Source organism: Pseudomonas chlororaphis subsp. piscium, assembly GCF_003850345.1.
In the GTDB taxonomy this organism is placed as follows: Bacteria; Pseudomonadota; Gammaproteobacteria; order Pseudomonadales; family Pseudomonadaceae; genus Aquipseudomonas; species Aquipseudomonas piscium.
Genome location: NZ_CP027707.1, coordinates 6,043,948 through 6,069,764, shown reverse-complemented (window position 1 = coordinate 6,069,764; position 25,817 = coordinate 6,043,948). Strand labels below are relative to the sequence as shown.

The following is a 25,817-nucleotide window of genomic DNA, read 5'->3' as shown; positions in this document are numbered from 1 at the left end:
ACATCAGGTCAACCCTCTGCCGCTCCTTCAGGCCCGCCAGGGTTTCAGCCAGAGGCCCAGGGCGATCAGCAGGAGCAGCCCGGCCACTGTGCTGAGCCCCAGTTGCAGCCAGACATTCAGCAGCGGATGCAACAGCAGCGCCGCGGCACCCAGCAGAATGGCGCTGACGGCCCAGCGCGCCGGCCAACTGATGAGGCTGAGCAACTGTTGGCGCTGCATCAGCAACAGGTTGGTCAGAATCACGCCGCCGAGGGCGGCCAGGGGAATCGCATTCAACCCCGTAATCAGCGGCAAGCCCGCCAGCAGCAAGGCGTTGAGCAGGCTGCCGAGCAGTTCGCAGTACAGCGGCGTTCGGGTATCGCCGGCGGCATAGGCGTAGCGCGCGAGCATGGCGTTCCAGGCGCCGAACACCAGGGACACGGCGAACCAGCCCAGCAGCGCTGGCAGCGGCCCGTCGGCGCTCTGGGCGGGTAGCAACCAGTGGATCAGCGCCGGGCTGGCGCCCACCAGGCCGAGGGCGGCTGGCAGGCTCAGCAGGGTCGCGGCGTCGAGCCCGCGATGCAACAGCCCCAGGCGCTGATCGCCGGACTTGCCGCTCATCAAACCGAGCAGGACCTGGTTCAGGCTCATCAAGGCAATCAACGGCAGGTTGATCAGCTTGCGCGCCAGGTTGACCCAGGTCACCGCGCCTTCGCCCAGGTAGCTGGCGACCACCCGTTCCACCAGCGCCAGGCCCTGGCTGGCCAGGTTGCTGGTCAGCAGCGGGCCGAGGCGCACGAGCAATTCACGGCTGGCTCCAACGTCCCCGCGGATCTGCCAGGGGCGCCAGCCGATTTGCCAGATCGCCGGCACCAGCGACAGGCACATCAGCAGGCTGCCGAGAAAAAACGCCAGCGAAAGGCCGGAGCCCAGGCTCGCCTGGCCGTAGAAAAACAGATAAAGCACCGGTGGCAGGTTGAACAGCAGCGAGCCCAGCCCCGGCAGGACAAAACGTTGCCGGGCGTGCAGCGGAATGCTGAACAGCGCATGCAGGAGCAGGCCGGGGATACAGGCGGCCAGGCTGCGCAGATTGGCGGCGGCTTCGGCCTGGGCTGCGCTGTCGAGCCCGGGACCGATCAGGCGGATCCACAGTGGTGCGCTCAAGGCCAGCAGGGCATACAGCCCCAGTCCCAGGCCCAGCAGGCGCGGACTCAGGCCGGCCAGCCAGGCGTGCTGGCGCTGGGCGTCGCGCTCCTGATAGAGCGGCAGGGCCGCGGCCGCCAGGATACCGGCCGCCAGGGTCATGCGCAGGGCTTCGGGAATGAACACCGCGACCAGGAAGGCATCGCTGCGGCTGCCCGCGCCCCAGGCCGCCACCAGCAGCCATTCGCGGGCAAAACCGGCGAGCAGCCCGGCGAGGGTCGCCAGGGTCAGTAGCAGGGTGCTGCCGAGCATCAATAGAACAGGGTGAACAGGCCTTTGCCACCCACCTTGTAGTTCAGGTCGTGAGGGCGCTCGCCCATGGGTTTGGCACCGCTGCCACCGATGATCTTGTAGGGGGGAACGGCCTTGGCCACCAGGGTGTTGGCGGTCACTACCGCCCCGCGACCGATATGCGAGCCATGGGCGATCAGCGCCCGGGTGGCGATCCAGGCGTAGTCATCGATGTAGATGGGCGCGGATATCGACCAGAACTCGGGGCTCATCGGGTCATGGCCGCCGGCGAGAATCAGCACGTGAGAGGCGATCGTCACATGATCGCCGATGATCAGCCCGGCCCGGGCGTCGACCTGACAATGCCAGGCGACCACGCTGTCATCGCCGATCACCAGGTTTTCCACCCCCAGCACCTCGGTGTTGCGCCAGATGGTCGAGCCCTTGCCGATTTTCGCGCCGCCCAGGCGTAGCCAGGCGATGCGCACGTGATGGCTGGGGATCTTGTTGATCAGGATGTTGTAGGCCTGTTCCCAGGCCCGCAACCAGCGGTCCTTGAGGGTGGCCAGGTTCTTGCCGTAGCGCGGCACCAGGGTGGTGGGGATGTCCTGCTTCAAGCGGCGATACAGGCTTCGGGCCAGGGGATGTTCGATGATCTGTTCGATGTCCACCGAGGAGATGCTGTAGCGCGCCTGCTCGCCGTCGCCCTCGACGAACAGCACGTCGTTGTTCAGCCCCCAGCTGTAGGCCTCGAGCAGTTCATCGTGGCTGACGCCCAGCTCCGAGGCCAGGGCAGGCAGGCGTTCCGGCAGATCCGCAGAATGGAAAATACGGTGTTTCATGCTTGGCGATCCTTGGGGTTGATGGGGGGGAGGGTGATGGCCGGGCGTAACCGGACCTGTTGCAGGCTCATGCCCATCAACAGCCAGAACAGACCGATCAGCACGAAAGTGAAGCTGAAGTAGTGGTCGAACAGACCCGTCAGCAACGCCGCCAGCAGGCCGGAAATGCAGCCCAGCCACAGTGCGTTGTCAGCGGTTATCTGACGGATCGGCGCCAGTGGGCGCACCTCGCGCCACCACATCAGGGTGACGGCGATGAACAGCAGCATCCCCGGAATACCGATCTTGTAGATGAAGTTCAGCCACAGGTTGGAGATACCCGGCAGGTCGGTGCCCGGTACCGGCGGATCGACCTTGAAGCCGATGCCCAGCGGGTAGCGCATCATCGCCTCGGGGAATTTCTCGTATTCCTCGAAACGTACTTCGGTACTGGCGTTGGTCGCCGAGAACATGGTCATCAGGCGTTCCTGCAACGGCGGATAGAACATCACCAGGGCCACCGCGAAAACCGCCCCGAGGCCGATGATCCGACCGCTGTAGGGCACGCGTTTGTAGGTCAGCCAGAGCAGCACCAGGGCCAGGGCCAGGATCGCCCCGCGGGAAATACTCAGCAGCAGCCCGGCGCAACCGAGGATCGCCACCGCCAGCCCCAGGGCCCGGCGCGCACCGGTCCGGGTCCAGCCGTAGAGCAGTGCCAGGGGAATGAACAACACCAGCACGCCGCCGGTGAGGTTGGGGTGAACCCAGGGCGATGCCATGCGCTGGTAGTTGGCGGAGAAGATGTCCTTCACCGCTTCCGGGTGGGCGTACTTGAGGTCGGTGAGGATCGGGATCATCGACATCGCGTTGCGCGACTTGATGAACATGCCGATCGACAACAGCAGCATCAGCAGAGTGCCCAGCAACAGGGCGATCACCACCTTGTCGCGGTCGGCATCGGTACGCAGCAGCAGCGGCACCATGAACAGCAGCGACAGGTTCATCAGCCAGCGCACCCAGTTCACCGGGCCGTTGCCATCGGCATGAATGATCAGCATGCCCCAGACAAAGGGAATGGCGCTGAACAGCATCAACCAGACCATGGCCCGTTCGGTGGGACGCCAGAGCATGAGGTTGCGGGTCTTGCCGATGAACGATTGCCAGAACAACCCGACCCAGGTCAGGCCCAGCACCGCTTCACTGACCGTGGTGCGAATCCCCAGTTGCAGCGTGGTGTAGGGGATGCAGGTGGCCAGCACGGCGAAGATCAGCAGGCCCCACAGCGGCTTGCGGATCAGCGTCAGGGTCACGGCCAGGCCGATCACCACGAAGATGACTTTTGCCGGTGGCAGGGCCCACAACAGAATCCCGAAGATCAACCCCAGGGTCAGGCCAATGAATTTTCCTGGCAGCATCAGTGAAAGAGCCCTGTGAGCAAGGTATTGAGGCGCTGGCGGTAGGTCGGCTCGGAAAATTGCCGGGCCCAGTCGCGCAGGGTGTCCGGATCCGGTCTGTTGCTGTCCTGGGCCTGTTCGATCAGTGCGTTGCGCAGGCTGGCGCGATCACGGGCATTGAAGCGTCGCGCGCTGGGCGGAGAGACCTCGTCGAGGGCCGAGCCCCTGGCCACCGCCACCGGCGTGCCCTGCCACAGCGCCTCGACCACCGGCAGGCCGAAGCCTTCGGCGTAGGAGGGTTGCCACAGGCAGTCGGCATGCTGGTACAGGGCCTGCAACTGCTCGTCGCTGACGCCATTGACCCAATGCAGGCCGGGCAACTGGCTCAGGTTCGCCGGCAGATCGCTGGCATGCCCGACCAGGACCAGCTCCGGCACTTGCGGGTTTTCCTGGCGGCAGCGCTGCCACTGCTCGATGAAGAACGGCATGTTCTTGCGCGGCTCCCGTGTCCCGACGGCCAGCCAGTAGCGCTCGGGCAGGCCCGCCGGCAGCGGACCGATGGCGCCCTGGAACTCTGGCACCAGGTTGTTCAACACACGAAACTTCGGCCGCGCCCAGGGAAACAGCCGGGCCGCTTCGCTGCAGGAAAACCGCGAAGGGCACCAGACTTCATCGGCGACCCAGATCGACCAGGCGATCGACACGGCATCGATCAGTCGATAGGCCAGGGCCTTGAGCTGCGAGCGGTGGAAGTTGCGCTGGGTCAGCTGGAACAGGTCATGCAGGATCAGCACATAACGGGTACCCGCCGGCTTGTGGCCGATGGGCAGGCCCATGTTGGCGGTGGCGATGTACAGGTCGACCGACTGCTCGCGAATGGTCGCCGGCAAGAATTTGCGTTCGAAGCGCAGGCGCACGCCGGGGCGTTGCACGCCATCGAGGGGGCTCGGCCAGGCCGGACAGAAGGCGGTCTGGCGTTGCTCATGCTCCAGTGGCGCTTCGCTCACCAGCAGCAATTCGGTGTCTTCACGGGCGCGCAGGGCCTGTTCCAGTGCCTTGACCTGACGGGCGATGCCCGAGGAGGGAGCGACCGTGGCCGGACGATAATCGAGGGCTACACGCATGCGGGATGCTCCTGTGTGGAGGGCAGAGTCCGGTAGATCTGTTCCAGTTCGTCACCGGCCACGGCCCAGTCGTGATACTGGCGGGCATACAGGCGGGCAGCGCCGGCCAGTTGGGCGGCGCGGGACGGCTCGCTCAACAGGCGAATCACGGCATCGGCCAGGGCCTGGGCATTGTCGCCTGCCAGGTAATGTTCCTCGGGGCGGATGGCCAGGCCCGAGGCGCCTTGTGCGGTGCTGACCAGCGGCAGGCCGGCGGCCATGGCTTCGAGCACCTTGAGCTTGGAGCCGCCACCCTGGCGCAACGGCGCGATGAACAGCGCGCAACGTCGTTGCAGATCGGGCAGGTCCGGCACGAAGCCGACCCACTCGATGCGGCTGTCGGTCCAGCGTTCGGGCCAACTGGCCGGCAAGGCATACCCGGCCACTGCCAGGCGCGCCTCGGGGCAATGGCTCCAGACCCGCGGGAAAATCTCGTCGAGCATCCATTGCACGGCGTCCAGGTTCGGTGCGTATTCGTAGTTGCCGACGAACAGCACCCGCTGGCTCTGCGGGTCGGCCGAGACCTCGGCAAAGCTGCGGCTGTCGACGCCGTTGACCACTACCTCGACCGGGGTACGGGTCAGCTGGCGCATGGCCCGGGCGTCGCTTTCAGTCACCGCGACCACCTGGCGGGCCGCGTCGAACGCCTTGCGTTCCCACTGCCGGCAGCGCCATTGGTCGTAGCTCACGAAAAGGCTGGCCCAGGCCGGGAAGCGGTCATAGGTCGCGCCGCCCAGGCTGGATTCGAGGTTGTGCTCGGTGAGCACGAAGTCCCGGCCGGCCCGCCGCAGCGGTTGCAGATAGGGTTGCAGGCTGTAGCTGTGCTCGACCTGGATCACATCCCAGGGCTCCTGCAGCAGGCTGTCGAAGCGCTCGCGCAAAGGACGCGACACGCCGTTGACCGTGGTCAGCAGCGGCCAGGGTGCGAACAGTCCGGCCAGCAGCGTGACCGGGTGTTTCAGTGGGCGCCGGGGTTCCACGATCAGGCGTTCCAGCCAGGGCTCGAGGGCGGCGCGGGTGGCGGCATCGGCCTCGGTCTTCGATTGCACCAGCAAGGTGATGCGGTGACCCCTCTCGCTCAAGGTCCGCAGCAAGTGAAACTGGCGAGTCTTGCCACCGCTGGTCATGGGCCAGGGCAGGTAGGGGAGAATCCAGAGAATCTTCACGTACGGCACTCCAGGTCGAGATCGATTACCACACGAGAATCTGCAGGGACGATTTCACGGTCGGCTGGATGCCGTCCGCGGCGTCGAGACTGGCCCGGGTTCCGCTGAGCGGATCGTAGAGCTCGGCCTGCTGCACCTGGGGCAAGCGGATGGTGCCGCCCTTGGCGCTCCAGAACATCAGCAGGCGCTTACCGTCGTCGCGGGTCCAGGACACGCTGTAGAAAGTGTCGGGCAGGTTTGCAAGCTCCGGTGTCTTGCCGGGCTTGAGGCGTGCGCCGGTAATCTCGAGAAACTGCGCGAGCGCCTTGTACACCGGCTTGGGTTCGCCGTTGAGGTCGAGCAGGCCGTAATGCTGGTCGCGGGCCGAGGCGCGCGAGTCGAGATCGGAAAGGGCGAAGAGGAAGATCCGCTCGTAGTCCTGATCGCTCATCAACGCCAGGCGGCGCAGGGTGTAGTCGGCCTGGCCGTCGACGCCAATCAGCCGCTGCATCTCCTTGGGCCCCGCGTAGCTCGACCAGCCCCACTCGGTGGCCCAGACCCTCTTCAGGCCGGCGCCGTGCAGCATGTCGTTGAGCTGCTTGCCGCGCAGCAGCACTTCGTTCTTGCCCGGCTCATCGCTTTCCGGGGTTTCCGAATACGGGTGATAGGCGGCGACCATGCCCAGGCTCTGCACGCCCAGTTCGCCGAGTTTCTCGAACATCAGCGCGTTGCGCTGGGTCGGCATCTGGCTGTAGTAGGCCATGCCGCCCATGACCTGGATCTTGTCCGGCGCCACCTGGTTCAGGGCTTGATGAGTTGCCAGCAACAGCTCGCCGTAGCCTTTGGCATCGGGTTTCGGCCGCCAGTTGTTGGGTATGTTCTGTTCATTCCACGCCTGCCAGGCGTCGATGTTCGGGTAACGCTGGGCCAGCATGGCCATGCGCGTGGCGAAGACTTTCGGATCCCGCGGCGGGTACTGATCCTGGAAGGGCCCACCCTTGGGGGCGGTGGTGACGAAGGGCGCCGAGCCCACCAGGTAGAACAGCGATTTGAGTTTCGAATCGCTCAGGGTCCGGTCCAGTTCGTCGAGGGTGCTGAGCTGGTAACCCTCTTCGGTGGGCTCGAGCCGATCCCAGTGCAGGTCGACCCGTACCCATTGCAGGCCGAGCTGTTTATAGGCGGCGATCTGTTTGCGGTATTGCTGCGGGGTGAACCACAGGAAGTGCGCGTTGACCCCCAGGTAGTCCTTCCACACCAGGGTGCGATCGGGGGCCAGGTTGATTGGCGTGGCATCGACCTGTTCGCTGAGCAGCAGGGCGCCGCCCACCGCCAGCGCGGCCACCAGCGGCAGATAGCGCAATAGAGGGCGACGTTCGAGGCCTGGTCGGGTCTTCATTTCGATCGCTCCTTACACACTTCATTGAACAGTTCGGCGAAGCGCCGCGCGGTGGCGCTCCACTCGCGCTGTTGCCCGGCTTCGCTGGCCCGCGCGGCCCACTGGCGCGCCAGTTCGGGCTCCAGCACCAGGCGGCTCAGGTGCTGGCTCAGCGCTTCGACATCGCCTTGCTGATAGGTCACGCCATTGCCGCCGGCAACCTCCTCGGCAAAGGCCCGGGCATTGGAGGTGATAACCCCGCGACCACAGGCATTGGCCCAGGACAGGGCGCCGCTGGTGCCGCGCATCTGGCCGAGCCAGGCGAGTTTTTTCGATTCCCGGTACGGCAGCACCATCACATGGTGGGCCTGGATGGTGCTGGCGATCTCGGCGGACGGCAGGTCCAGTTGCCAGTCCACCACATCGTCCAGTTGCAGTTCGCGAATGCGCTGGCGCAGGCCGTCGAGGTAGTTGCCGGCCGGGTCGAAGGTCATTTCCGGGGCGGTGCCACCGGCCAGCGTCAGGCGCACCTGACCACGGCACTGCGGGTTGGCCGCCAGGGTGCGGGCCAGGGCTTCGATCAGGTCCTCGATGCCCTTGCCGCGGTAGATGAAGCCGAAGTACAGCAGGCGCAATGGCACCAGCGGCGGCAGTTCGGCCGCGGGGATCGGCAGGTTGCCGTGGGCGATCACCGCCACCTGTTGCGGTTGCAGGCCCATGCGCTGGCGCAGGCAGTCGCCGCCCAGCCGGGTCAGGGTAATCAGCCGGCGCATGCCGCGGGCCAGGCGCCGTTCTTCGTGCAGGGTCAGCGGGTCGGCGAGCAGCGCCGCCGCTTGCGGCAGCGGGTGCGGCAGGCGTTCGAGCAGGGTCAGCGGCCAGAACAGCCGGGCGCGCCGCCAGATCAGGCGTTCCGGGTCATGCACGGTGGCCGTGCGGGGGATCCGCGGTTGTTCGGTGCTCAGGTAGTCGAGCGCCTGGAATTCGCCGAAGCGGCCACCCCCGAGTTCGGCGTGCACCAGGTCGACGCCCGTCCAGTCGAAGGCGCGCAGGCGCGTCAGCTGCTCCGCTGGATCGTGACAGCCGGCCAGCGGTGTCAGCACTTCGATGCCAAGGCCGCGCAGCGCATTGCTGAAATGCGCGGCGTAGTCGGCGATACCGGTCTGTTCCGGCGGCAGCGGGGCCAGCAAGGCGATACGCATCAGGCCGCACCGCGCCAGCTGTTGATCCGCTCCAACACCCTGGACGGCACTTCGAAGCGGCGACGGTTGAGGATCAGCCCGTCGACCTTGCCGAAAGCGGTGGTCAGCAGCGACATTGCATTCTCGATCATCGGCACGGTGCTGGTCCGAGCCTCGATCACCAGGGCGATCAGGTCGGCGCGGCGCAGGATCAGGAAGGCCTCCTGGTTCGACAGCAGGGCCGAGGCGTCCAGCAGCAGCACTTCACCGGGCTGGGCCGGCGCGCTGTCGTTGACCCGCACGCGTTGGCCGCGTTCCTCCAGCAGGCGGCGCAGGCGTTCGAGGATGAAACTCACGCCTTCGCCATGGCGCGCCGAGGTCAGGCCCAGGGTCAAGCCCTGGCTCTCGATGCGGTCCATGGGCAACAGGCTGTAGAGGCGGTAGATGCTCGCGGTCATTGCCGCGGGCGTGGCGTCCTCGAGGTCCGGCACGCTGCCCCACAGCGGCACCTGGAACAGCTCCGGCAGGCGCGAGCCGTCGTGGATGCGCTGGTCCAGCAGGTAGCAGACATAGATGGTCAAAAGACCCACGGCGATCCCCGCGGGAATAGCGAACAGCAGGATCAGCAGGCTCTTGGGGAAGACCCGCGCCGGGTTGAAGGTGGCGTGCTCGATGATCGCGATGTTGCTGATCTGGCTGCTGTCGAGCTCGTGGTCGATACGCGCCTGTTCCAGGTTTTCCGAGTACAGCGCGTAGCTCTTTTCGGCGGTGCGCAACTGCTGGGTCAGGCGGTTGAGTTCAGGCTCGTCGGTCAGTACCCGGTCGCGCTCGGTACGCAGGGCGGCAAGGGTCTTGTCGTAGTTCTCGATCTGCCCGGTCAGCCGGCGTTGTTGCAGCTGGGCATCGATGACCTGCTGCTTGACGTTGGTCACCAGGCTATTGGGCGCGGTGTTCTTCGAGCGTTCCAGACGGGTCTCTTCCTGTTCGCTGAGGGCCTGCAGGTCGTGGATGTTCTGTTCGATCTGCTTGACCGCCGGCGCCTCGGGCAAATAGGTGCGCAGCAGGCGCGCGCGTTCCACTTGCAGGGTGTTGAGCTGGCGCTTGAGGTCGAGCTGGGTCGGGTTGAGGCTGGTCTCGCGACTGGTCACCACTTCGCCGGGCTGATCGAGGATCTGCTGGCGGGCGTTGATCAGGAAGCTGCTGATCCCGGACAGCTGGTTCTGCGCATTGACCCGGGCGTCGGTCAGCCGGTCGATCTGGCTGGTGAGGTTTTCCAGGCGAGCTTCGACGCTGATCGAATCGATCTGCTTCAGGCGGCCCTGCAACTGTTCCTTGAGGCTGAGGATCTGCGCGGCGACCTTGTTGCCTTCGCCCTCATAGAAGGCATAGAGGCTTTTACGCCCGAGCACTCGGGCGCGCTCCTCGAGGAAGGTGTCGACCCAGATCTTCACCACTTGCTGGGCGATTTCCGGGTCGTCCCAGGTAAAGCTGATATCGATCACCGACGATCCCGCTTCATGGCTGGCCTGGAAGTTCTTTTCCAGGCGGGTCGCCAGGCGGTCTTGCGGGCTCTGCGGCTCCGACAGACCGACCAGTTGCAGCAGGCTGCGCAGGGCGTCGATGGCCGTGCCCATGGCTTGCTTGGCGTAGAACTTGAGGGTCTTCCAGAAACCCTGGGGTTCGGCGGCCGCGCTCAGTTCCAGGTAGCGCTGGGCGACGATGTGCACGATGGGGCGACCGGTGAGCATCTTTTCCTCATCGACGATCGGGTCGTGCTGGGTGCTGGGCGAGATCAGCGTCTGGCGATTACCGGCCTCGATCGGCACCGTGGTGCTGTCGCGCCCGGGCTTGACCAGCAGGCGCGCGTCCGACTCGTAGCGCGTTGGCAGCAGGAAGGCGCCCAGCACCGCGACCACGATGGTAGTGATGACCGCCAGCTTGAACTCGCGGCGGAATATGAAGAACAGGCGTAACAGGTCGCGTAGAGAGCGTATTTCGATCACGGGATCACTCCGTTGAAAGTACTTGTAGCAGTGGCTGATGGAGGCCGATCTAACGTATCGATCCTGTTTACTGCCCCGTCCCGGTACCGGTGGAACTGCTGGTGAAGTTGTTGATGGTGTTACCGCTGTTTTTCACGTCCTGGGTGTTGAGGTCATAGTTGAAGCCGACACCAATCCCCTTGTTGATCGGGAACAGCTTGGTGAAGTACATGTCCACCGCTTCCACCGTGCTGCCGATGGTCGATTGCGGCACGTAGATCAGGTCGCCGCGCTGCAGGGCGACCAGCGGATGATTGGGGTTGCTGAGCATGTTGCTGAGGTCGACGAAGTACATCTTGTACTTGCCGTCGGGGCCGGTCCTGAGCAGGGCGATGTTGGAGCTGTCGGCCGAGGGCAGCACGCCACCGGAGCTGAGCAGGGCCTGTTCCACCGACACGGTTCCGGCCAGGTTGAAGAACGACGGGTTGGCCACCGCGCCGCCGATGAACACCCGGTTGCTCGGGGCAATGGCGATGTTCACGGTCACTTCGGGCTCGCGGTAGACACGTGTGTAGCGTTTGGTGATTTCCTTGCCCAGGTCTTCCGGGGTCAGCAGCGCGGCCTTGATCCGGCCGATGTTGGGCATCGAGATGAAACCGTCCGGTCGCACCACGAACATCGTCATGTCGTCGGAGCTGGCCGGCTCCTGGGCATCGCGCACGATGCGCAGGGTGTCGCCGCTCTGGATCAGCACCTGGGCGGGTGGCAGGTCGGCCAGGGTCAGTGCCGCCTCATGGCGGGCCTTGAGGGTATCGCCGTCGGGGAGCGCGACATGCGCGGGAGTCGAACAGCCGCCCAGCCACAGGGAGGCGGTCAGGATGCTCAACAGACAAAGCCGGGAAGGTCGGTTAATAGTCATCATTGACAGCTCAGGTCCAGTAGTTTGAGAACATGCTCAAGCGACGCTTGAGCGGTGTCGGCAGATGCTGTTCGGCGTGGCCGAGGCGATAGCCCAGCAGCTTCAGCGCGCTGCGCAGCAGTACTTCCGGTACGCGTTGCAACTGGCCGGCGTCACGCAAGGCGCGCAACTCGGCCTGGACGTAACGTTTGCCTTCTCCGCCCGCGGTGCCGAAGGCTTCGCGGATCCAGGGCTCGCGGCCATAAAACACGCCGATATCGAAATAACGGCGGAACTCCTGCATCAGACTGTAGCTGTGGGAATGCTGCACGCACGCACTGGCGGCATAGCGCACCAGATAACCGTTGAGCAGCATGCGCGCGGCGACGTGGGCGTCCTCGCTGCCGATCACATCCTCGGGAAAGCCGCCCACCGCTTGCAGGGCGCTGCGCCGGTAGACGGAAAACGAGTCCGAACTGAAGCAGGTCTTGATCCCCAGCTCCTCGGCGTCGGCCAGGCTTTTGCTGCGGCTCTGCGGGCTGTAGTTGAAGTGGCGCGACTGCGCCTCGAGAATCCCGGCCCCGGGGTGCGGCAGCTGACGACCGTAGGCGAGGCCGATCCGTGGATCCTCCTCCAGCTCCTGGATCAGGTTGGCGAAGGTCTGGGGCGTGGCCGGAATCGCATCCTGGGTCAGCAGGATCAGCGCGTCGGCATCCACCTGTTCGCTCGCCCAGCGCCGGGTGCCGCCATGGTTGAACTGCTGGGCGGCGATGACCTCCACCCGGGCACCGAACTGCCGGAAGCGGCTGACGGTGTCGTCCGTCGAGCTGCTGTCGACCACCAGCACGGTGTCCGGTTGCAGCGTCTGGGCGGTCAGCGCCGGGAGCAACCGATCGAGGTGCGCTCCGGCGTTGCGGGTGGGAATGATCAGCGCCACCTTCATCATGGTTTGACCTGCACCGGGGCGCGGCCGTAGACGTCTTCGAAGCGCACGATGTCGTCTTCGCCCAGGTACTCGCCGCTTTGCACTTCGATCATCACCAGGTCGATGATCCCGGGGTTGCTCAGGCGGTGTTTATGACCGGCGGGGATATAGGTGGATTCGTTGCTGTTGAGCAGGACCTCCAGGTCGCCATTGGTGATCAGGGCCGCACCGCTGACCACGATCCAGTGCTCGCTGCGGTGATGGTGCATCTGCAGCGACAGCGACTCCTTGGGCTTGACCATGATGCGCTTGATCTTGAAGCGGCTGCTTTCTTCCAGCACGGTGTAGGTCCCCCACGGCCGGGTGACCGTGCGGTGCAGGCTGTAGGCGCTGTGGCCCAGGCGCTTGAGTTCGGTGACGATATGGCGCACGTCCTGGGTCCGCGAGGCATCGGCCACCAGCAGCGCGTCCGGGGTGTCGACAATGATCAGGTCGCTGACGCCAACGGCGCCCAGTACACGCTTGGGCGAGTCGATATAGCAGTTGCTCACGTCATGCAGGATGGCTTCGCCGTTGACCTGGTTGCCGGCGGCGTCGCTCGGGGTCAACTGGCGCAGCGCATCCCAGGAACCGATGTCGCTCCAGCCCAGGTCACAGGGCACCACGGCGACCCGCTCGGAGCGCTCCATCAGGGCCACGTCGATCGAAACGTCCGGGGCACGGGCCAGGCTGTCGGCGTCGAGCTCACGCTGGCGGCAGTGTTTGTTGTCCAGGGTCATGCCTTGTTCCAGGCAGGCCTGGGCGGCGCTCAGCACCTCGGGAGCGTGCAGGGTCAGTTCTTGCAGCAGGGTATCGGCACGGAAGCAGAACATCCCGGCGTTCCACAGGTAGTCGCCACTGTCGACGTAGGCCTGGGCGGTGACCAGGTTGGGTTTTTCGACGAAGCGCGCGACCAGGAAACCCTCCTGCAGCGCCGGGCCCTGTTCGATGTAGCCGAAACCGGTCTCGGGTTTGTCGGGCTGAATGCCGAAGGTCGCCAGATAACCTGCTTCGGCGAGGCTGCGCGCCTTGCCCACGGCTGTGGCGAAGGCATCCTGGTCGAGGATCAGGTGGTCGGCCGGAAGGATCAGCAGCTGCGCCTCGTCGCCCCAGTACTCGCGAACATGCAGGGCCGCCACGGCGATGGCCACGGCGGTATTGCGGCCGAACGGCTCGAGCAGCAGGTCGAGGCCCAGCTTGCCCTGATTGACGTTGCGGTATTCGTCCAGCGAGCGGAACAGCAGGTCGCGGTTGGTCACCGTGACCACGCAGCTGACGTCCGGCAGATTGCTGGCGCGGACGAAGGTTTTTTGCAGCAGGCTCTGTCCATCGCGCATGCGTATGAATGGCTTGGGCATGTTCTGCCGAGAGACAGGCCACAGGCGCGAGCCGGAGCCGCCGGAAATAATGCAAGGGATCAATCCAGAGAATGCGCTCATCAGTAGACTTCCTTCGTCGAGAGGACGGCCGGAACCGTCATGAAAACGATGTACAGATCCAGCCAGACCGACCACTTGGAGATGTAATCGAGGTCGTACTCCACTCGTTTCTGGATTTTCTGCAGGGTGTCGGTTTCTCCCCGGTAGCCATTGATCTGCGCCCAGCCGGTGATACCGGGCTTGACCCGATGGCGCGAGCTGTATTCGCGCACCGCCTGTTCGAACGGCACTCCCGCCGCCTTGGTGGCGGTGGCATGTGGGCGAGGCCCGACAATCGACATGTTGCCCATCAGCACATTGAACAACTGGGGCAGCTCATCAATGCTGGTTTTGCGAATGAAACGTCCGACCCGGGTGATCCGCGGGTCTTCCCGAGTGGTTTGCCGTTCGGCATTGAGGTCCGCCTGCTCGACATACATCGAGCGGAACTTGAACACGCGGATCAGCCGGTCGTTGTAGCCGTAGCGCTTTTGCCGGAACAACACGGGGCCCTTGGAATCGAGTTTCACTGCCACTGCGGTGGCCAGCAGCACAGGGGACAACAGGACCAGGCCCAGCAGGGCGAGCAGGATGTCCTCGCAGCGTTTGATCAGCGGCGCCCAGCCGCGCAATGGCAGCTCCGAGGTGTTGAACATCAGGATGCCGCCGACATCGGTCATGCGGTTGTGGCCGAAACGCAGGGTGGTGATGTCGGGCACCAGGGCGACATTCACCGACAACTGCCGCAGCCGGTGCACCAGCCCGCCGATGCGCGCGTGCGCGGCCCAGGGCAGGGCGATCAGTACCTGGTTGACCTGTTCGGAACGGATCAGCTCTTCCAGGTTCTGGGTGTTGCCCAGGAAGGGCAGGTCGCAGAAGGCCTTGGGCACGCGGTCGCTGCGATCGTCGATGAACCCGATCAGGCCGGAGCGGATATCGCCGTGGCGCTGCATGTGTTCGGCAAGGAACAGCGCGCTCTCGCTGAAGCCGAGGATCACCGTGCGTTGCAGGTATTTGCCCCTGGCCATCCACGAATGGAACAGGCGCAGCAGGAACAGGCGCTCGATGCCAAACAGCACGAGGCTGGCGATGAACCAGACAGCCAGGTCCTGCAGGCTGAAGATCGGCAGCAGGTGCAGCCCCAGGTACATGACCAGCAGGATGCAGAAGGCGGACGTCCAGGCCACCAACATCGTGCGCAGACGCAGGCGATTGCTGAAGAACTCTTCGGAGTAGACCCCCTGGGCCTGGAACAGAATGACGGTGATCACCGCAAAAAACAGCAGCAGGCCAAGTACGGTAGGCCAGATATCCGCGCTGGCGGATTCAAGACTCAGGAGCAGCAGGATTCCAGGCAGGGCGGCGGACAGGGCGTGCGTCAGTTTCACTCCCGAAATGAAGAGTTCCATGAATCCGGTTCGGGTCAGAAACCTGCTATCAATCGATTTTGTAAGCATCGAATCCCGTCGCTGCCAGGTAAAACCCAGCTCTGATAAGGGTAAAGCCACTACAGAGGCAGGCTGAAAAAACTAAGGCTTACTGCAAAAAAGTCTGTTTTTTGGCGGCCTATGATGGCCAAACAATACTATTTTTTTGCCTTTATGGTCAACTAATTGACTAATTGTGGCAGATTAATCTTTTTTTTGCATTATGCACCGGTTTTTTGACGGTTCTGCGCATCCAGGACGAATAAAAGCCTGGGCATGTGTCACGAAGTTGGCTCATTCGTGAGCGAGGGCGTGACGGATGAATGGAGTGTTGTTCAGGGGGGGGCTCTTGTCCAACCGGTGGCGATTTATTCCCTTTGGCCCGTGATTGCGGGGTTCTTGATGGCTGGCGCAGCCCTCCGGCGAGGTGCTCTGGCGGTGTAGACTGGACGCTGCCGAACTAACCAAAGGAAGGGGAAGACGCTGTGAGATATTGGTCATTGCTGTTGCTGGGTTGCGTGCCGTTGCTGGCGCACGCGGTGGAAGTCGGTGAGCGCCTGGCGCCCTGGACTTTGCTCGATCAATTCGACCGGGCCTACAGTCTCGACGGGCAGACCCGGACCCTGCTGGTGGCGCGCAGCATGGATGGCGCCAAGCTGGTCAACGCCGCCTTGCAGGATCGGCCTGCGGGTTATCTGGAAGCCCGGCACACGATATTCGTGGCGGACATCCAGCGCATGCCGGCGGTGATCGCCAAGATGTTCGCGGTTCCGGCGATGCGTGATTATGACTACCGGATCATGCTCGACCGTGACGGACGGGTGGCGCCGCGCTACGCCGGGGCTGTGGATAAAGTCCTGTGGCTGCAGCTCGACGATGGCCGGCTGGTGGCTCAACGGGAATACGGCACGGTCGCCGAACTGCGCACAGCGCTGGAGCAGGCGCAACCATGATCAGCGCGGCTCTGCTGTCGCCGCTCACTCTCGGCGCTGGCTGGCTGATCTATGTGCCGGTGCTGCTCTGGGCCGCCTGGCGCGCGCCCTGGGTCGAGTTGTTCAGCGACAGCCGGCGCCAGCATCTGCTGTTCGGTACGGTGTTCGCGTTGTTCATGCTTTGGTTGGTGCGCCGGGATTTCGATACCGGGGTGTCCTACCACTTCATCGGCATGACGGCGGTGACCCTGTTGCTGGACTGGCCGCTGGCGATCGTCGGCGGGCTGATTGCCCAGGTGGGGTTGGTCGCGCTGGGTCGCCAGGATCTGGCGGCGGTCGGCATCAACGGCGCCTTGCTGATCCTGCTGCCGGTGCTGGTCACCGAATGCTGCGCGATCCTGGTGGAGCGCGCGCAGCCGCGTAATCCCTTTGTGTATATCTTCTGTTCCGGTTTTTTTGCCGCCGCGCTGTCGGCCTTGTTGTGCCTGTTGGTGGGTCTGGGGCTGCTCTGGTTCGACGGGCGTTTTGCCATGCCGGAATGGCTGGAGGACTTTGTCGGCTACCTGTGGCTGATCATCTTTCCCGAGGCCTTCATCAACGGCATGGTGGTCAGCGCCCTGGTGGTGTTCTGCCCCGAGTGGCTGGAAACCTTCAACCGCACCCGCTACCTCTCGGCGCCCTGGAAGGATGACGATCCGCGTTCTTGATCCATATCAAACACGTTCGGCAGGCACGGTCCCATGCTCGGCGAAAACCGTTCGGGAGCAGGGCCATGAGTGTGTATGAATGGGCGCGGCAGGAAGTACGCAAGAGTCTGGATGCTGCGCAGGAAGAGGGGTTCGAACCGGGCTTGAGCCTGCGCGCCCTGCTCAGCGCGGTGGTGCAGGAGAGTCGGCGGGTGCGCAGCGCCGAGGATCTGGCCGACGAGTTGCAGTTTCTCGCGGAGAACCTCGACGATACCCAGGATTACGCTTTCATGCGGCCTTGAGGCTTTAGTGGGCGCGAGGCGGCAGGTCGTCGGAAAACAGATCGTCCTCGGCATCCGGGCTGACCGGAATCTTGTGTTCTTCGGCAGCCCAGGCACCGAGGTCGATCAGTTTGCAGCGGTCCGAGCAGAACGGACGGTTGACGTTGTTCGCGGTCCATTCCACGGGCGCACCGCAGGTTGGACATTCCACGGTCAGGGGTTGGCTCATGACTGGCCTCCACGCAAGGTAAGGTAAAAGTGATGCAGGCGTTCGACCTCGCTGTGCAGCCAGGCGAGGTCGCGGTCGTTGACCAGCACATCGTCGGCATGGCTCAGGCGATCTTCGCGAGTTGCCTGGGCCGTGAGAATCGCCTGGACCTGCTGTTCGCTGATCCCGTCGCGTTGCAGGGTCCGCTCGATCTGCAGTTGCTGCGGCACATCGATCACCAGGATCCGCTGGGTCATCGCGTATTGCCCGGATTCGATCAACAGCGGTGACACCAGAATCGCGTAGGGCGACTCGGCGCGGGCCAGGTGGGCGGCGATTTCATCGGCAATCAACGGATGCAGCAAGGCTTCCAGCCAGAGGCGTTGTTGCGGCACCTCGAAGATCAGCTTGCGCAGCGCAGCGCGGTCCAACTGGCCATCGGCCTGCAGCACGCTGTCGCCGAAATGTTCGGCAATGCGGGCCAGGGCCGGGCGGCCGGGTTCCACCACCCAGCGGGCGGCGTGATCGGCATCCACCACGTGGATGCCCAGGTCGATGAAGTGCTGGGCCGCGGCACTTTTGCCACTGCCGATACCGCCGGTAAGGCCGAGGATCCAGGGTTTGAAAACAGGCTTGGTCATCTGAAACCGACAAACTGCAAATAGGAGCCGGTTATTTGACCACCCCAGAGCAAGGCAATCCAGCCGGCAATGGCCAGAAAGGGACCAAAAGGGATAGGCGTGGACATTTGCGCGCGGTTGCGGCGCAGCATGGCGACCCCGGCCAGGGCCCCCGTCAGTGAGGCCAGCAGCAGGGTCATCGGCAGAATCTGCCAGCCGCCCCAGGCGCCGAACATGGCCAACAGCTTGAAATCGCCGTGCCCCATGCCTTCCTTGCCGGTCAGCAGCTTGAACGACCAGTACACCGACCACAGGCACAGGTAGCCGGCCACGGCGCCCCACAGCGCATCGTGGAGGCTGACGAACAGGTCGAAACCATTGACGATCAGGCCCAGCCACAACAGAGGCAGCACCAGCACGTCGGGCAACAGTTGATGATCGGCATCGATCAGGCTCATCGCCAACAGGCCCCAGCTCAGGAACAGCATCAAGCCGGCCTGCCAGCCAAAGCCGAAATGCCAGGCCACGAACGCCGAGGCCAGGCCGCAGGTCAGCTCCACCAGCGGGTAGCGCCGGCCGATCGGGGTCTTGCACGCCGAGCAGCGTCCGCGCAGCAGCAGGTAGCTGAACACTGGGATGTTTTCCCAGGGGCGGATCGGGTGCGCGCAGTGAGGGCACTGGGAGTGTGGGAGCAACAGGTTGTAGGTCGGCCCGGCAGGTTCCACGGGCAGCCCCAGGATGTCCCGGGCCTGGGCATGCCAGTCGCGCTCGAGCATCTTTGGCAGCCGCCAGATCAGCACGTTGAGGAAGCTGCCGACAATCAGGCCCAGGACCAGCACCGATGCTACGAAGACCAGCGGGTAGCTGGCCAGGACCTCAGTCAATGACATGTTCAGATCGCTGTACCGAGTTGGAAGATGGGTAAGTACATGGCGACCACCAGGCCGCCGACGAGGGTGCCCAAAACTACCATGATCACGGGTTCCATGAGACTGCTCAGGGTGTCGACCAGGGTATCGACCTCTTCCTCATAGTGGATCGCGACCTTTTCCAGCATGCCGTCCAGGGCCCCGGACTCTTCGCCGATGGCGGTCATCTGGATGGCCATGCCGGGAAAGATACCGGATGCACGCATGGAAAAATGCAACTGCATGCCGGTCGCCACGTCCTGCCTGATGCGGTTCACCGCATGCTTGAACACCTGATTGCCGGTGGCCCCGGCCACCGAGCCCAGGGCCTCCACCAGCGGTACCCCGGCGGCGAAGGTGGTGGACAAGGTGCGGGCGTAGCGGGCCACCGCGGACTTGTACATCAGCGGCGCTACCAACGGCAGTTTCAGCAGGCCCACGTCCAGCCACTGGCGAAAGCGCGGTGAGTGCCGGTGGGCATGGCGCAGGCCGAACACGCTGAGCACCAGACCACCCGCCAGCAGCCACCACCAGCGCTGCACGAATTCCGAGAGGGCAATGACCAGTTGGGTGAACACTGGCAGCTGCGCGCCGAAGCCTTGGAACATCGACTGAAATTGCGGCACCACCTTGACCAGCAGGATCCCCGTCACCACCAGGGCCACACAGATCACCGCCAGGGGATAGGTCATGGCCTTGCGGATTCGCATCTTGAGGTTTTCGCTTTTTTCCTTGTAGGTCGCCACCCGCTCCAGCAGGGTTTCCAGGGCCCCGGCCTGTTCGCCGGCATCCACCAGGCTGCAGTACAGCTCGTCGAAATACCGCGGCCTCTTGCGCAACGCTGTGGTGAAGCTGCTGCCGGCGGCGATGTCCTGTTTCAGCTCGGCCATCAGTTTGCGCATGTTCGGGTTGTCGAAGCCCTCGGCAATGATGTTGAACGATTGCAGCAGCGGTACGCCGGCCTTGAGCAGGGTCGCCAGCTGCCGGGTGAACAGGCTGATGTCGCGGGCCTTGATCGGGGGCGTGCGCTGGAACAGCGAGCCGGATTTCTTCCTGACCCTGGCCGGGCTGATGCCTTGCTTGCGCAATTGGGCCCTGATCAGCGAGGGGGTATGGCCGCTCAATTCGCCGCGCAGTTTGCTGCCTTGCCTGTCGGTGCCTTCCCACAGGTAAACACTGACTTTTGCTGCCTTGACCGCCATGGTGTCGAGTCCCGGGTAGTGGTGGATGTCCCCAGGGCCGGCAATGCCCTGTGCGTTAGTGAGTGGAGCGCTGCGCGGGGCACAGCGTCCGGCTCATAGAGTTTGAATGGCCCGATACGTTCCTTGGACGGGGTCGGGCAGTGAATGCAATCGATGGTCGAGTGACAGCGTAGCTCGCCAAGGCGATCGGCCCAGGGCACTTGGCTGACCAAAAGTGTCAGATAGTGCGACTTCTGGCGCTCACTGCCGCCGGTCCGCGCCGCTGAAACCCCGTTCGCCCGGGGGCGCAGGCGCTGGCACAGGCTGTGCTATGGCTGTGTGGTGAGTGCCCAGATCCTTGGATATCCCCTGCTTGGAGCAGATAGATGAAGTATCAGAAAGGTTTTACCTTGATCGAGTTGCTGGTCGTCGTGGCGATCATCGGCATCCTGGCCACCTTTGCCATGCCGCTGTATTCCAAATACCAGGCGCGGGCCAAGGTCACCGCGGCCTTGGCCGAAGCCTCGGCGCTGAAGGTCAACTTCGAGGACGTGCTGAACCAGGGCAGCGACCCGACCCTGGAGCTGGTGGGGGGTAAGGCGGCGACGTCGAACTGCACCATGACCGCCGCGGGCTCCGCCTCGACCGGAGCGGGAACCATTGGCTGCACCATCCTCAATGCACCGGCGCCGGTGCTGAACAAGACCCTCACCCTGACCCGCACCACGGCCGATGGCTGGGTCTGCACCACCACTGTCCCCGCGGATTATTCCCCCAAAGGCTGCGCCGCCAGCGGCAGCTGAGTCCGGTTTTTGCGTGCTCGGCGCGTGAAACGCCACGCGCCACCGCGCCTTTTGGGAAAGTACCGAGAATTCAGGAAGTTAGCTCGGCCATTGAGAAATGCAACTTGCATGCAGATTATTCGCAGGTCATGCATTTTGCATGATCGCGCGTGTTTAGATTATTTTATAATTTATTGATATTTAAGGGTTTTATCGTTTTTATGAACTTGGCATAACGCCTGCAATCTACTTAAGTAACCCTGCTGCCAGGACCTGGAGCAGGTTTTCCAGAAGAACAGGAGTTACTCGTATGAAGAAGTTCGCTATCGCTGCTGCAACTGCTACCGCTCTGACCCTGGCCATGGCTAACGTCGCATTTGCCCAGACCACTCAAGCTACTCAGGCGCCAATGGTGCTCGCGGCGGGTGAAGTGACCAAGGCCAAGGAAGCCACTTCCGACACCTGGATCACCACCAAAGTCAAAGCGGATCTCGTAACTGAAAAAGGCATTCCTGGTACCGACATCAAGGTTGAAACCAACAAGGGTGTGGTTTCCCTGTCCTCTACCACTGCTCTGACCGCGTCGCAGAAAGAAGTCGCCGTCAACATCGCCAAGAACATCAAAGGCGTGAAGGCAGTATCGGCTGACGGTTTGAAAACCAACTAAGCCTCAAGCTTCTTTCCTGGACAGGGAGAAAACGCGGTAGAGGGTTCATCTGCCGCTTTCTTGAAGGTTCATGCGAATGGCCACAGGGAAGTGGCTCCTTTTGTAAACAGAACAGGCCCCGGCACAGTGTGTCGGGGCCTGTTCTGTTCATGGCGGGGAAACCGCAGGGCCGACCCGTTTCCGAGTCGGCGGGGAGGGCGGTTATTCGGCGTCCAGGTGCATGGGGGTAATGACCCGGCCGTCGCTTTCGGCCTGGCCGAGGTTGGCGTCGATGAAGTACACCCGGTCGTCCGTCAGTTGGCCCTTGTCCACCAGGAAGTCCTTGATGCTGCTGGCCCGTTCCTGGCCCAGCTGGCGCAACAGCACATCGCTGCCGCTCCAGAACTGGATCACGCCTTCCCGCATTTTCGCGGTGCGCTCTTCCTTGCCCAGATCCTTCCATTCGGCCGGTGGCTGGGCCTTGAGGCGGGTGCGATAGATGCCTTCCAGCAGCGGACCTTTCTCGCCTTCCGGCACCTTCAGCAAGGATGCCTGGGCCGGCACCTTGTCGCCGCGACGCTGGAGCATCTTGTAGTAGTTGTACTGGTATTCCCGCTCCAGGCGTTGCTCGGCGATCAGCGGGCCATCGCTGCTCTGCGCGGCGGTACCTTCGATCTCCAGACGCAGGGCCGGCCGCTCCTTGAGTGCGTTGGACAGCTTGACCAGCGCCGCTTCCGATTCCGGGGTCAAGTCACTCGAGCCCGGGGCGAACGAGACGCTGCCCAGGTCTTCCGAGCCACTGCCCGCGACCAGCCCGCCAATCAGTTTGAAGGGGGCGGCGGCGGCCTTGACGATCAGGTTGCGCAGGGTTTGCCAGACAATCGGCATGACGCTGAATTGCGGGTTGTTGAGGTCGCCGGTCACCGGCAGTTCGATGGAGATCTTGCCGTCGACATCCTTGAGCAAGGCGACCGCCAGTTTCAGTGGCAGGCTCACGGCATCCGGGCTGTCGACTTTTTCCCCCAGCTCCAGTTGTTCGACCACCACTTTGTTTTCGGCCTTGAGCTGGCCGTTGGTGATGACGTAGTGCAGGTCGAGGTTGAGCCGGCCCTTGCGGATACGGTAGCCGGCGAACTTGCCGGAGTAGGGGGTCAGGGTGGTCAGTTCGACGCGTTTGAAACTGGTGGCGATGTCCAGCGCGGCCATCGGATCGAAGGGGTTCACGCTGCCCTTGATGGTGACCGGCGCATAACGATCGACCTTGCCCTTGATATCGACGCTGGCCGGTTTTGCCTGGCGGCTGTCGATGGTGCCGATCTGGCCGTTGAGCTGCTGGACGGCCGTGGCGAAGTTGGGGGTCAGGCTGAAGTCGGCGAAGTTGGCCGAACCGTCGTTGATAGCGATCTGGCCGATATGGATGCCCAGGGGTTTTTCCTTGGCGGCCGGCTTGGCGGCACCTTTCGCAGCGCTGTCGGCCGGTTGCGGGATCAGCAGGTCATCGATGTTGGTGGTGCGGTCATCGTTGATCATGAAGCGCGCATAGGGCTGCAGCAGGTTGACCTTGTTGATCGTCAGGCTGTCGCCGTGCTGATAGTTCAGGCCTTCGAGCACCAACTGCTGCCATTTCACGAAGTCGCGGGTTTTCAGGGTGTCCAGGGTATGCAACTGGTCGACCTGGGCGCGGCCGGTCACGCTGAATGTCAGGGGGTCGATGTTTTTCAGGTCCACCGCCAGGTCGCTGCCGAGCATGCCGCTGCGCAGCTCCAGGCGAATGAACGGGCTGATGTAGGACTGGGCGACCCGCAGGTCGATGTCCTTGGTTTGCACCGCCAGCTTGGCGGTCACCGGTTGCAGGTTGACCACGCCGCTGGCGAGGACTTTGCCCTGCTTGCCCAGCCCGGTGTCGAGCTTGAGGTTGAAAGGCGACTGGTTGAGGCTGTCGAAGTTCTGCACATCGAGGTTCAGTGGCCCGACCTCCAGCGCCACCGCCGGCTTGGCCTGACGGTCCGCCAGGTGCACCTGGTAATTGCGCAGTTGCACGTCCTTGAGCAGCACCTGCCAGGGTTTGCTTGGCGCCGGGGCTGCCGGTTGCGTATCGGCGGCGGCCGGAGCGGGCTTGGCGGCCGGTTTGGCCGGCTGGCTGGCGAACAGTTTCTGCCAGTCCAGTTGACCATCGGCCTCCAGGGCGGCCCAGGTTTCCAGTTTCTGGCTGCGGATCTTGCCGACCACCACTTGCTGCTTGGCCAGGTCGACCGTGGTTTCACTGATGTCCAGGCGCTCCAGGCGGGCCAGTGGCCGACCGTCGGGGGCCTTGATGGCGAAGGGGGCGACGCTGACCGAGGCATCGCTGAGCAGCAGTTCGGTTTCCTTGGCCAGGTTCAGCTTGTAGTGGGTGTTGAGGTTCAGCACGCCGTCTTCGAGAACCAGCGGCAAGGCATCGCGGACATAGGGCCACCAGGCCTTCATCTTGCCGTCGGTGACTTTCAGGGTACCTTCGGAGGCGATCGGGGTCAGGCTGAAATTGCCGCTCCAATCGATCTGACCGCCCGCGGGTCCCGCGGCGACCAGGGTCATGTCGGCACTGTCGTCGGGCAGGGTGCTGAGATTCTTCAGTTCCAGATTGAGCTTGTCGTAGAGGAAGTCGATGGGCTCGCTGGGCCGCGTGTCCTGGAAGTGCACATAACCGCCCGCCAGTTTGATGCGCTCGATACGCAGGGGGAACGGCTTGGCCTCGGGGTCGTCCGGAGTGGGTTCGCTGGCGGGCAGGTTGAACAGGCCCAGCAGGTTGAGCTTGCCGTCCTTGGCGAACAGGATCTCGGTCTTGGGTTTGTCCAGCTCGACGTCGGCCAGGTGCAGCGCGCGGGTCCAGAGGCTGTCCAGTTGCAGGTTGGCGTAGAGACGCTCGAAGGCCACCTGCTCCTTGCCCGGCTCACCGATATTCAGGCCCCAGAGCGTCAGTTCGAGACTGAACGGATTGAGTTCGATGCGCTGGATCTTTGCCGGTACCGTCGCGTAGTTGGCCAACTGTTGATTGGCCACCCGCAAGGCAATGCCCGGCAAAATCAGAAAGCCCAGCAGGCTGTACAGGGCGAGAGCGGTCAACAAGGCGCCGATAGCGCGGATCAATCCTTTGGACATGCGAGGCTTCATCTATCTGAATCGGAAGTGCGTTGGAGTATGGCACGCGTTTCCGGTTCCGAAACAATCCCAATCCTGTCGCAAACAGGATTGTTCAGATTCCTCGCAGGAGATCAGAGATGCAGGATCAGGGTCTTGAGCGGCGGTTGCTGGTCCATGGAAGGGAAGTCGCGACCAGGTGTCAGCACCTGCCATTCGCGTACCGGGCGCCCGGCTTTTTTGGCACAGCGCAGCACTTGTTCGCGCCAGTCGTCCAGCGTGACTTTCGCCAGGTTGTTGCAGCAGATCAGCACGCCATTGTCGGCGGTCGCCAGCAGGGCCGGCTTGAGCAGGCTCTGATAGTCGCGCAACAGGTCGACGGTGCCGAATGCACTCTTGGCCCAGGCCGGCGGGTCGAGCAGCACCAGGTCGTACTGGCGCTGTTCCAGGCGTGGGTAGCTGGGCAGCTTTTGCCCACGACGCTGGGTGATGGGCAGGCCGGCCAGCTGCCGGATCGCCGGGAAGTAATCCGATTGCACGAACTGCATGGCCGGCAATTGCGGATTGAGCTGGCCGTTCTCGCGGCCGACGGCCAGGTTGCCCTCGGCGAAGTCCAGGTTGCACACCTCGCGGGCGCCACCTGCCGCGGCACTCAGGCCGACACCGCAGGTATAGGCGAACAGGTTCAGCACGCTTTTGCCGGCGCTGTGGGCTTTGACCCAGCCACGGGCGTTGCGCAGGTCGAGAAACAGCAGCGGGTCCTGGCCGGCATGGCGACCGCGTACCCGGTAATTCAAGCCCCATTCGTGGCCGACCAGGTCTTTCAGCGCCTCTTCTTCGGCGCGGTAAACCGGATCTTCGCGGTCGATGCGTGAATTGCCCCGGGAGCGATCGTTGTAGACCAGCAGGGTGTCCAGGCCCAGCTGCTCCTGGACGGTCTCATGCAATTGCAGCAAGGCATCGCGTTCCAGCGTCTGGTGAAAGCTTTGCACCAGCAGCTGTCGGCCGTAACGGTCGATGGTCAGGCCCCCGGCGCCTTCCTGGCTGCCATGGAACAGCCGATAGCAGTCGGTGCCTTGGTGATGCAGCTCGACGAGCAGGTCCTGGCGATGATCGAGGGCGGCGCGCAGCGCCTGATTCAAGGAAGACATGCGGGCGCCTTGCGGATGATTGGGCGGGGCAGTTTACCAGCTTCGCCCGACCCTCTGTAGGAACAGCCGGTCGAGGAGTGGGGTGGGGCATGGTTCTGTAGGAGCGGCCGGTCGACGCTCGATTGCC

Annotated in this window: 23 protein-coding genes; 5 read left to right on the top strand and 18 right to left on the bottom strand. The window is 63.7% G+C overall.

Annotated features, from left to right (window positions below):
• Positions 1–27 precede the first annotated feature (27 nt).
• From C4K38_RS27500 to C4K38_RS27445, 12 genes are all read right to left on the bottom strand, one after another.
• Complete coding sequence (locus C4K38_RS27500) at positions 28–1,434, bottom strand: lipid II flippase MurJ (RefSeq protein WP_053280974.1); 1,407 nt, start codon at positions 1,432–1,434, stop codon at positions 28–30.
• Positions 1,434–2,255 (bottom strand): acyltransferase, encoded by an 822-nt coding sequence (locus C4K38_RS27495; RefSeq protein WP_025807516.1) that lies wholly within the window; start codon positions 2,253–2,255, stop codon positions 1,434–1,436. Before C4K38_RS27495 ends, C4K38_RS27500 begins: the two co-directional genes overlap by 1 nt.
• Entirely contained in the window at positions 2,252–3,649 is a 1,398-nt protein-coding gene (locus C4K38_RS27490; protein ID WP_053280973.1) for an O-antigen ligase family protein, read from the bottom strand. Before C4K38_RS27490 ends, C4K38_RS27495 begins: the two co-directional genes overlap by 4 nt.
• Positions 3,649–4,752 (bottom strand): glycosyltransferase family 4 protein, encoded by a 1,104-nt coding sequence (locus C4K38_RS27485; RefSeq protein ID WP_053280972.1) that lies wholly within the window; start codon positions 4,750–4,752, stop codon positions 3,649–3,651. Before C4K38_RS27485 ends, C4K38_RS27490 begins: the two co-directional genes overlap by 1 nt.
• On the bottom strand, positions 4,743–5,957 hold the full coding sequence (locus tag C4K38_RS27480; protein ID WP_053280971.1) for a glycosyltransferase family 4 protein: 1,215 nt from the start codon (positions 5,955–5,957) through the stop codon (positions 4,743–4,745). The genes C4K38_RS27485 and C4K38_RS27480 overlap by 10 nt, the downstream gene beginning before the upstream one ends.
• A gap of 25 nt (positions 5,958–5,982) precedes the next feature.
• Positions 5,983–7,332 carry a glycoside hydrolase 5 family protein gene (locus C4K38_RS27475; RefSeq protein WP_053280970.1) on the bottom strand — a complete coding sequence of 450 codons (1,350 nt, stop codon included), beginning with the start codon at positions 7,330–7,332 and terminating at the stop codon, positions 5,983–5,985.
• Complete coding sequence (locus C4K38_RS27470) at positions 7,329–8,510, bottom strand: glycosyltransferase (RefSeq protein WP_053280969.1); 1,182 nt, start codon at positions 8,508–8,510, stop codon at positions 7,329–7,331. The genes C4K38_RS27475 and C4K38_RS27470 overlap by 4 nt, the downstream gene beginning before the upstream one ends.
• Entirely contained in the window at positions 8,510–10,492 is a 1,983-nt protein-coding gene (locus C4K38_RS27465; RefSeq protein WP_053280968.1) for a GumC family protein, read from the bottom strand. Before C4K38_RS27465 ends, C4K38_RS27470 begins: the two co-directional genes overlap by 1 nt.
• A 67-nt stretch (positions 10,493–10,559) precedes the next feature.
• Complete coding sequence (locus tag C4K38_RS27460; protein ID WP_053280967.1) at positions 10,560–11,393, bottom strand: polysaccharide biosynthesis/export family protein; 834 nt, start codon at positions 11,391–11,393, stop codon at positions 10,560–10,562.
• A gap of 7 nt (positions 11,394–11,400) precedes the next feature.
• Positions 11,401–12,312 carry a glycosyltransferase family 2 protein gene (locus C4K38_RS27455; RefSeq protein WP_053280966.1) on the bottom strand — a complete coding sequence of 304 codons (912 nt, stop codon included), beginning with the start codon at positions 12,310–12,312 and terminating at the stop codon, positions 11,401–11,403.
• Positions 12,312–13,772, bottom strand: a complete 1,461-nt coding sequence (locus C4K38_RS27450) for a mannose-1-phosphate guanylyltransferase/mannose-6-phosphate isomerase (RefSeq protein ID WP_053280965.1) — start codon at positions 13,770–13,772, stop codon at positions 12,312–12,314. Before C4K38_RS27450 ends, C4K38_RS27455 begins: the two co-directional genes overlap by 1 nt.
• On the bottom strand, positions 13,772–15,208 hold the full coding sequence (locus C4K38_RS27445; RefSeq protein ID WP_053280964.1) for an undecaprenyl-phosphate glucose phosphotransferase: 1,437 nt from the start codon (positions 15,206–15,208) through the stop codon (positions 13,772–13,774). The genes C4K38_RS27450 and C4K38_RS27445 overlap by 1 nt, the downstream gene beginning before the upstream one ends.
• Positions 15,209–15,663: 455 nt before the next feature.
• On the opposite strand from C4K38_RS27445, the gene C4K38_RS27440 reads away from it, so the two are divergent.
• The 3 genes from C4K38_RS27440 to C4K38_RS27430 all read left to right on the top strand — a co-directional run bounded on the left by C4K38_RS27440 (position 15,664) and on the right by C4K38_RS27430 (position 17,098).
• Entirely contained in the window at positions 15,664–16,131 is a 468-nt protein-coding gene (locus C4K38_RS27440; RefSeq protein WP_053280963.1) for a hypothetical protein, read from the top strand.
• The gene (locus C4K38_RS27435) at positions 16,128–16,817 is read left to right on the top strand and encodes an energy-coupling factor ABC transporter permease (protein ID WP_025807497.1); all 690 of its coding nucleotides are present in this window, start codon (positions 16,128–16,130) and stop codon (positions 16,815–16,817) included. Before C4K38_RS27440 ends, C4K38_RS27435 begins: the two co-directional genes overlap by 4 nt.
• 65 nt (positions 16,818–16,882) lie before the next feature.
• Complete coding sequence (locus C4K38_RS27430) at positions 16,883–17,098, top strand: hypothetical protein (protein WP_053280962.1); 216 nt, start codon at positions 16,883–16,885, stop codon at positions 17,096–17,098.
• A 4-nt stretch (positions 17,099–17,102) separates the two neighbouring features.
• Here the strand turns inward: C4K38_RS27430 and yacG are convergent, their stop codons facing one another.
• From yacG to C4K38_RS27410, 4 genes are read right to left on the bottom strand one after another with little or no spacing between them, the layout of a single operon-like run.
• Positions 17,103–17,306 carry a DNA gyrase inhibitor YacG gene (gene yacG / locus C4K38_RS27425; RefSeq protein WP_025807495.1) on the bottom strand — a complete coding sequence of 68 codons (204 nt, stop codon included), beginning with the start codon at positions 17,304–17,306 and terminating at the stop codon, positions 17,103–17,105.
• Positions 17,303–17,926: a dephospho-CoA kinase gene (gene coaE / locus C4K38_RS27420; RefSeq protein ID WP_053280961.1), complete on the bottom strand. Its 624-nt coding sequence runs from the start codon at positions 17,924–17,926 to the stop codon at positions 17,303–17,305. The genes yacG and coaE overlap by 4 nt, the downstream gene beginning before the upstream one ends.
• The gene (locus C4K38_RS27415; protein WP_025807493.1) at positions 17,923–18,795 is read right to left on the bottom strand and encodes a prepilin peptidase; all 873 of its coding nucleotides are present in this window, start codon (positions 18,793–18,795) and stop codon (positions 17,923–17,925) included. The genes coaE and C4K38_RS27415 overlap by 4 nt, the downstream gene beginning before the upstream one ends.
• 2 nt (positions 18,796–18,797) lie before the next feature.
• Positions 18,798–20,015, bottom strand: a complete 1,218-nt coding sequence (locus tag C4K38_RS27410) for a type II secretion system F family protein (RefSeq protein ID WP_053280960.1) — start codon at positions 20,013–20,015, stop codon at positions 18,798–18,800.
• Between the two features lie 365 nt (positions 20,016–20,380).
• Between C4K38_RS27410 and C4K38_RS27405 the strand changes: the two genes are divergently transcribed.
• A complete protein-coding gene (locus C4K38_RS27405) occupies positions 20,381–20,797 on the top strand; it encodes a pilin (protein WP_053280959.1) in 417 nt (138 codons plus the stop codon).
• Between the two features lie 289 nt (positions 20,798–21,086).
• Positions 21,087–21,443: a BON domain-containing protein gene (locus C4K38_RS27400; RefSeq protein ID WP_053280958.1), complete on the top strand. Its 357-nt coding sequence runs from the start codon at positions 21,087–21,089 to the stop codon at positions 21,441–21,443.
• A gap of 201 nt (positions 21,444–21,644) precedes the next feature.
• Here the strand turns inward: C4K38_RS27400 and C4K38_RS27395 are convergent, their stop codons facing one another.
• Together C4K38_RS27395 and C4K38_RS27390 are read right to left on the bottom strand one after the other, a co-directional pair.
• Positions 21,645–24,572, bottom strand: coding sequence for a DUF748 domain-containing protein (locus tag C4K38_RS27395; RefSeq protein WP_081001595.1), 2,928 nt, complete (start codon positions 24,570–24,572; stop codon positions 21,645–21,647).
• Positions 24,573–24,673: 101 nt separating this feature from the next.
• Positions 24,674–25,690, bottom strand: a complete 1,017-nt coding sequence (locus C4K38_RS27390) for a class I SAM-dependent rRNA methyltransferase (RefSeq protein WP_053280956.1) — start codon at positions 25,688–25,690, stop codon at positions 24,674–24,676.
• Between the last annotated feature and the right edge of the window lie 127 nt (positions 25,691–25,817).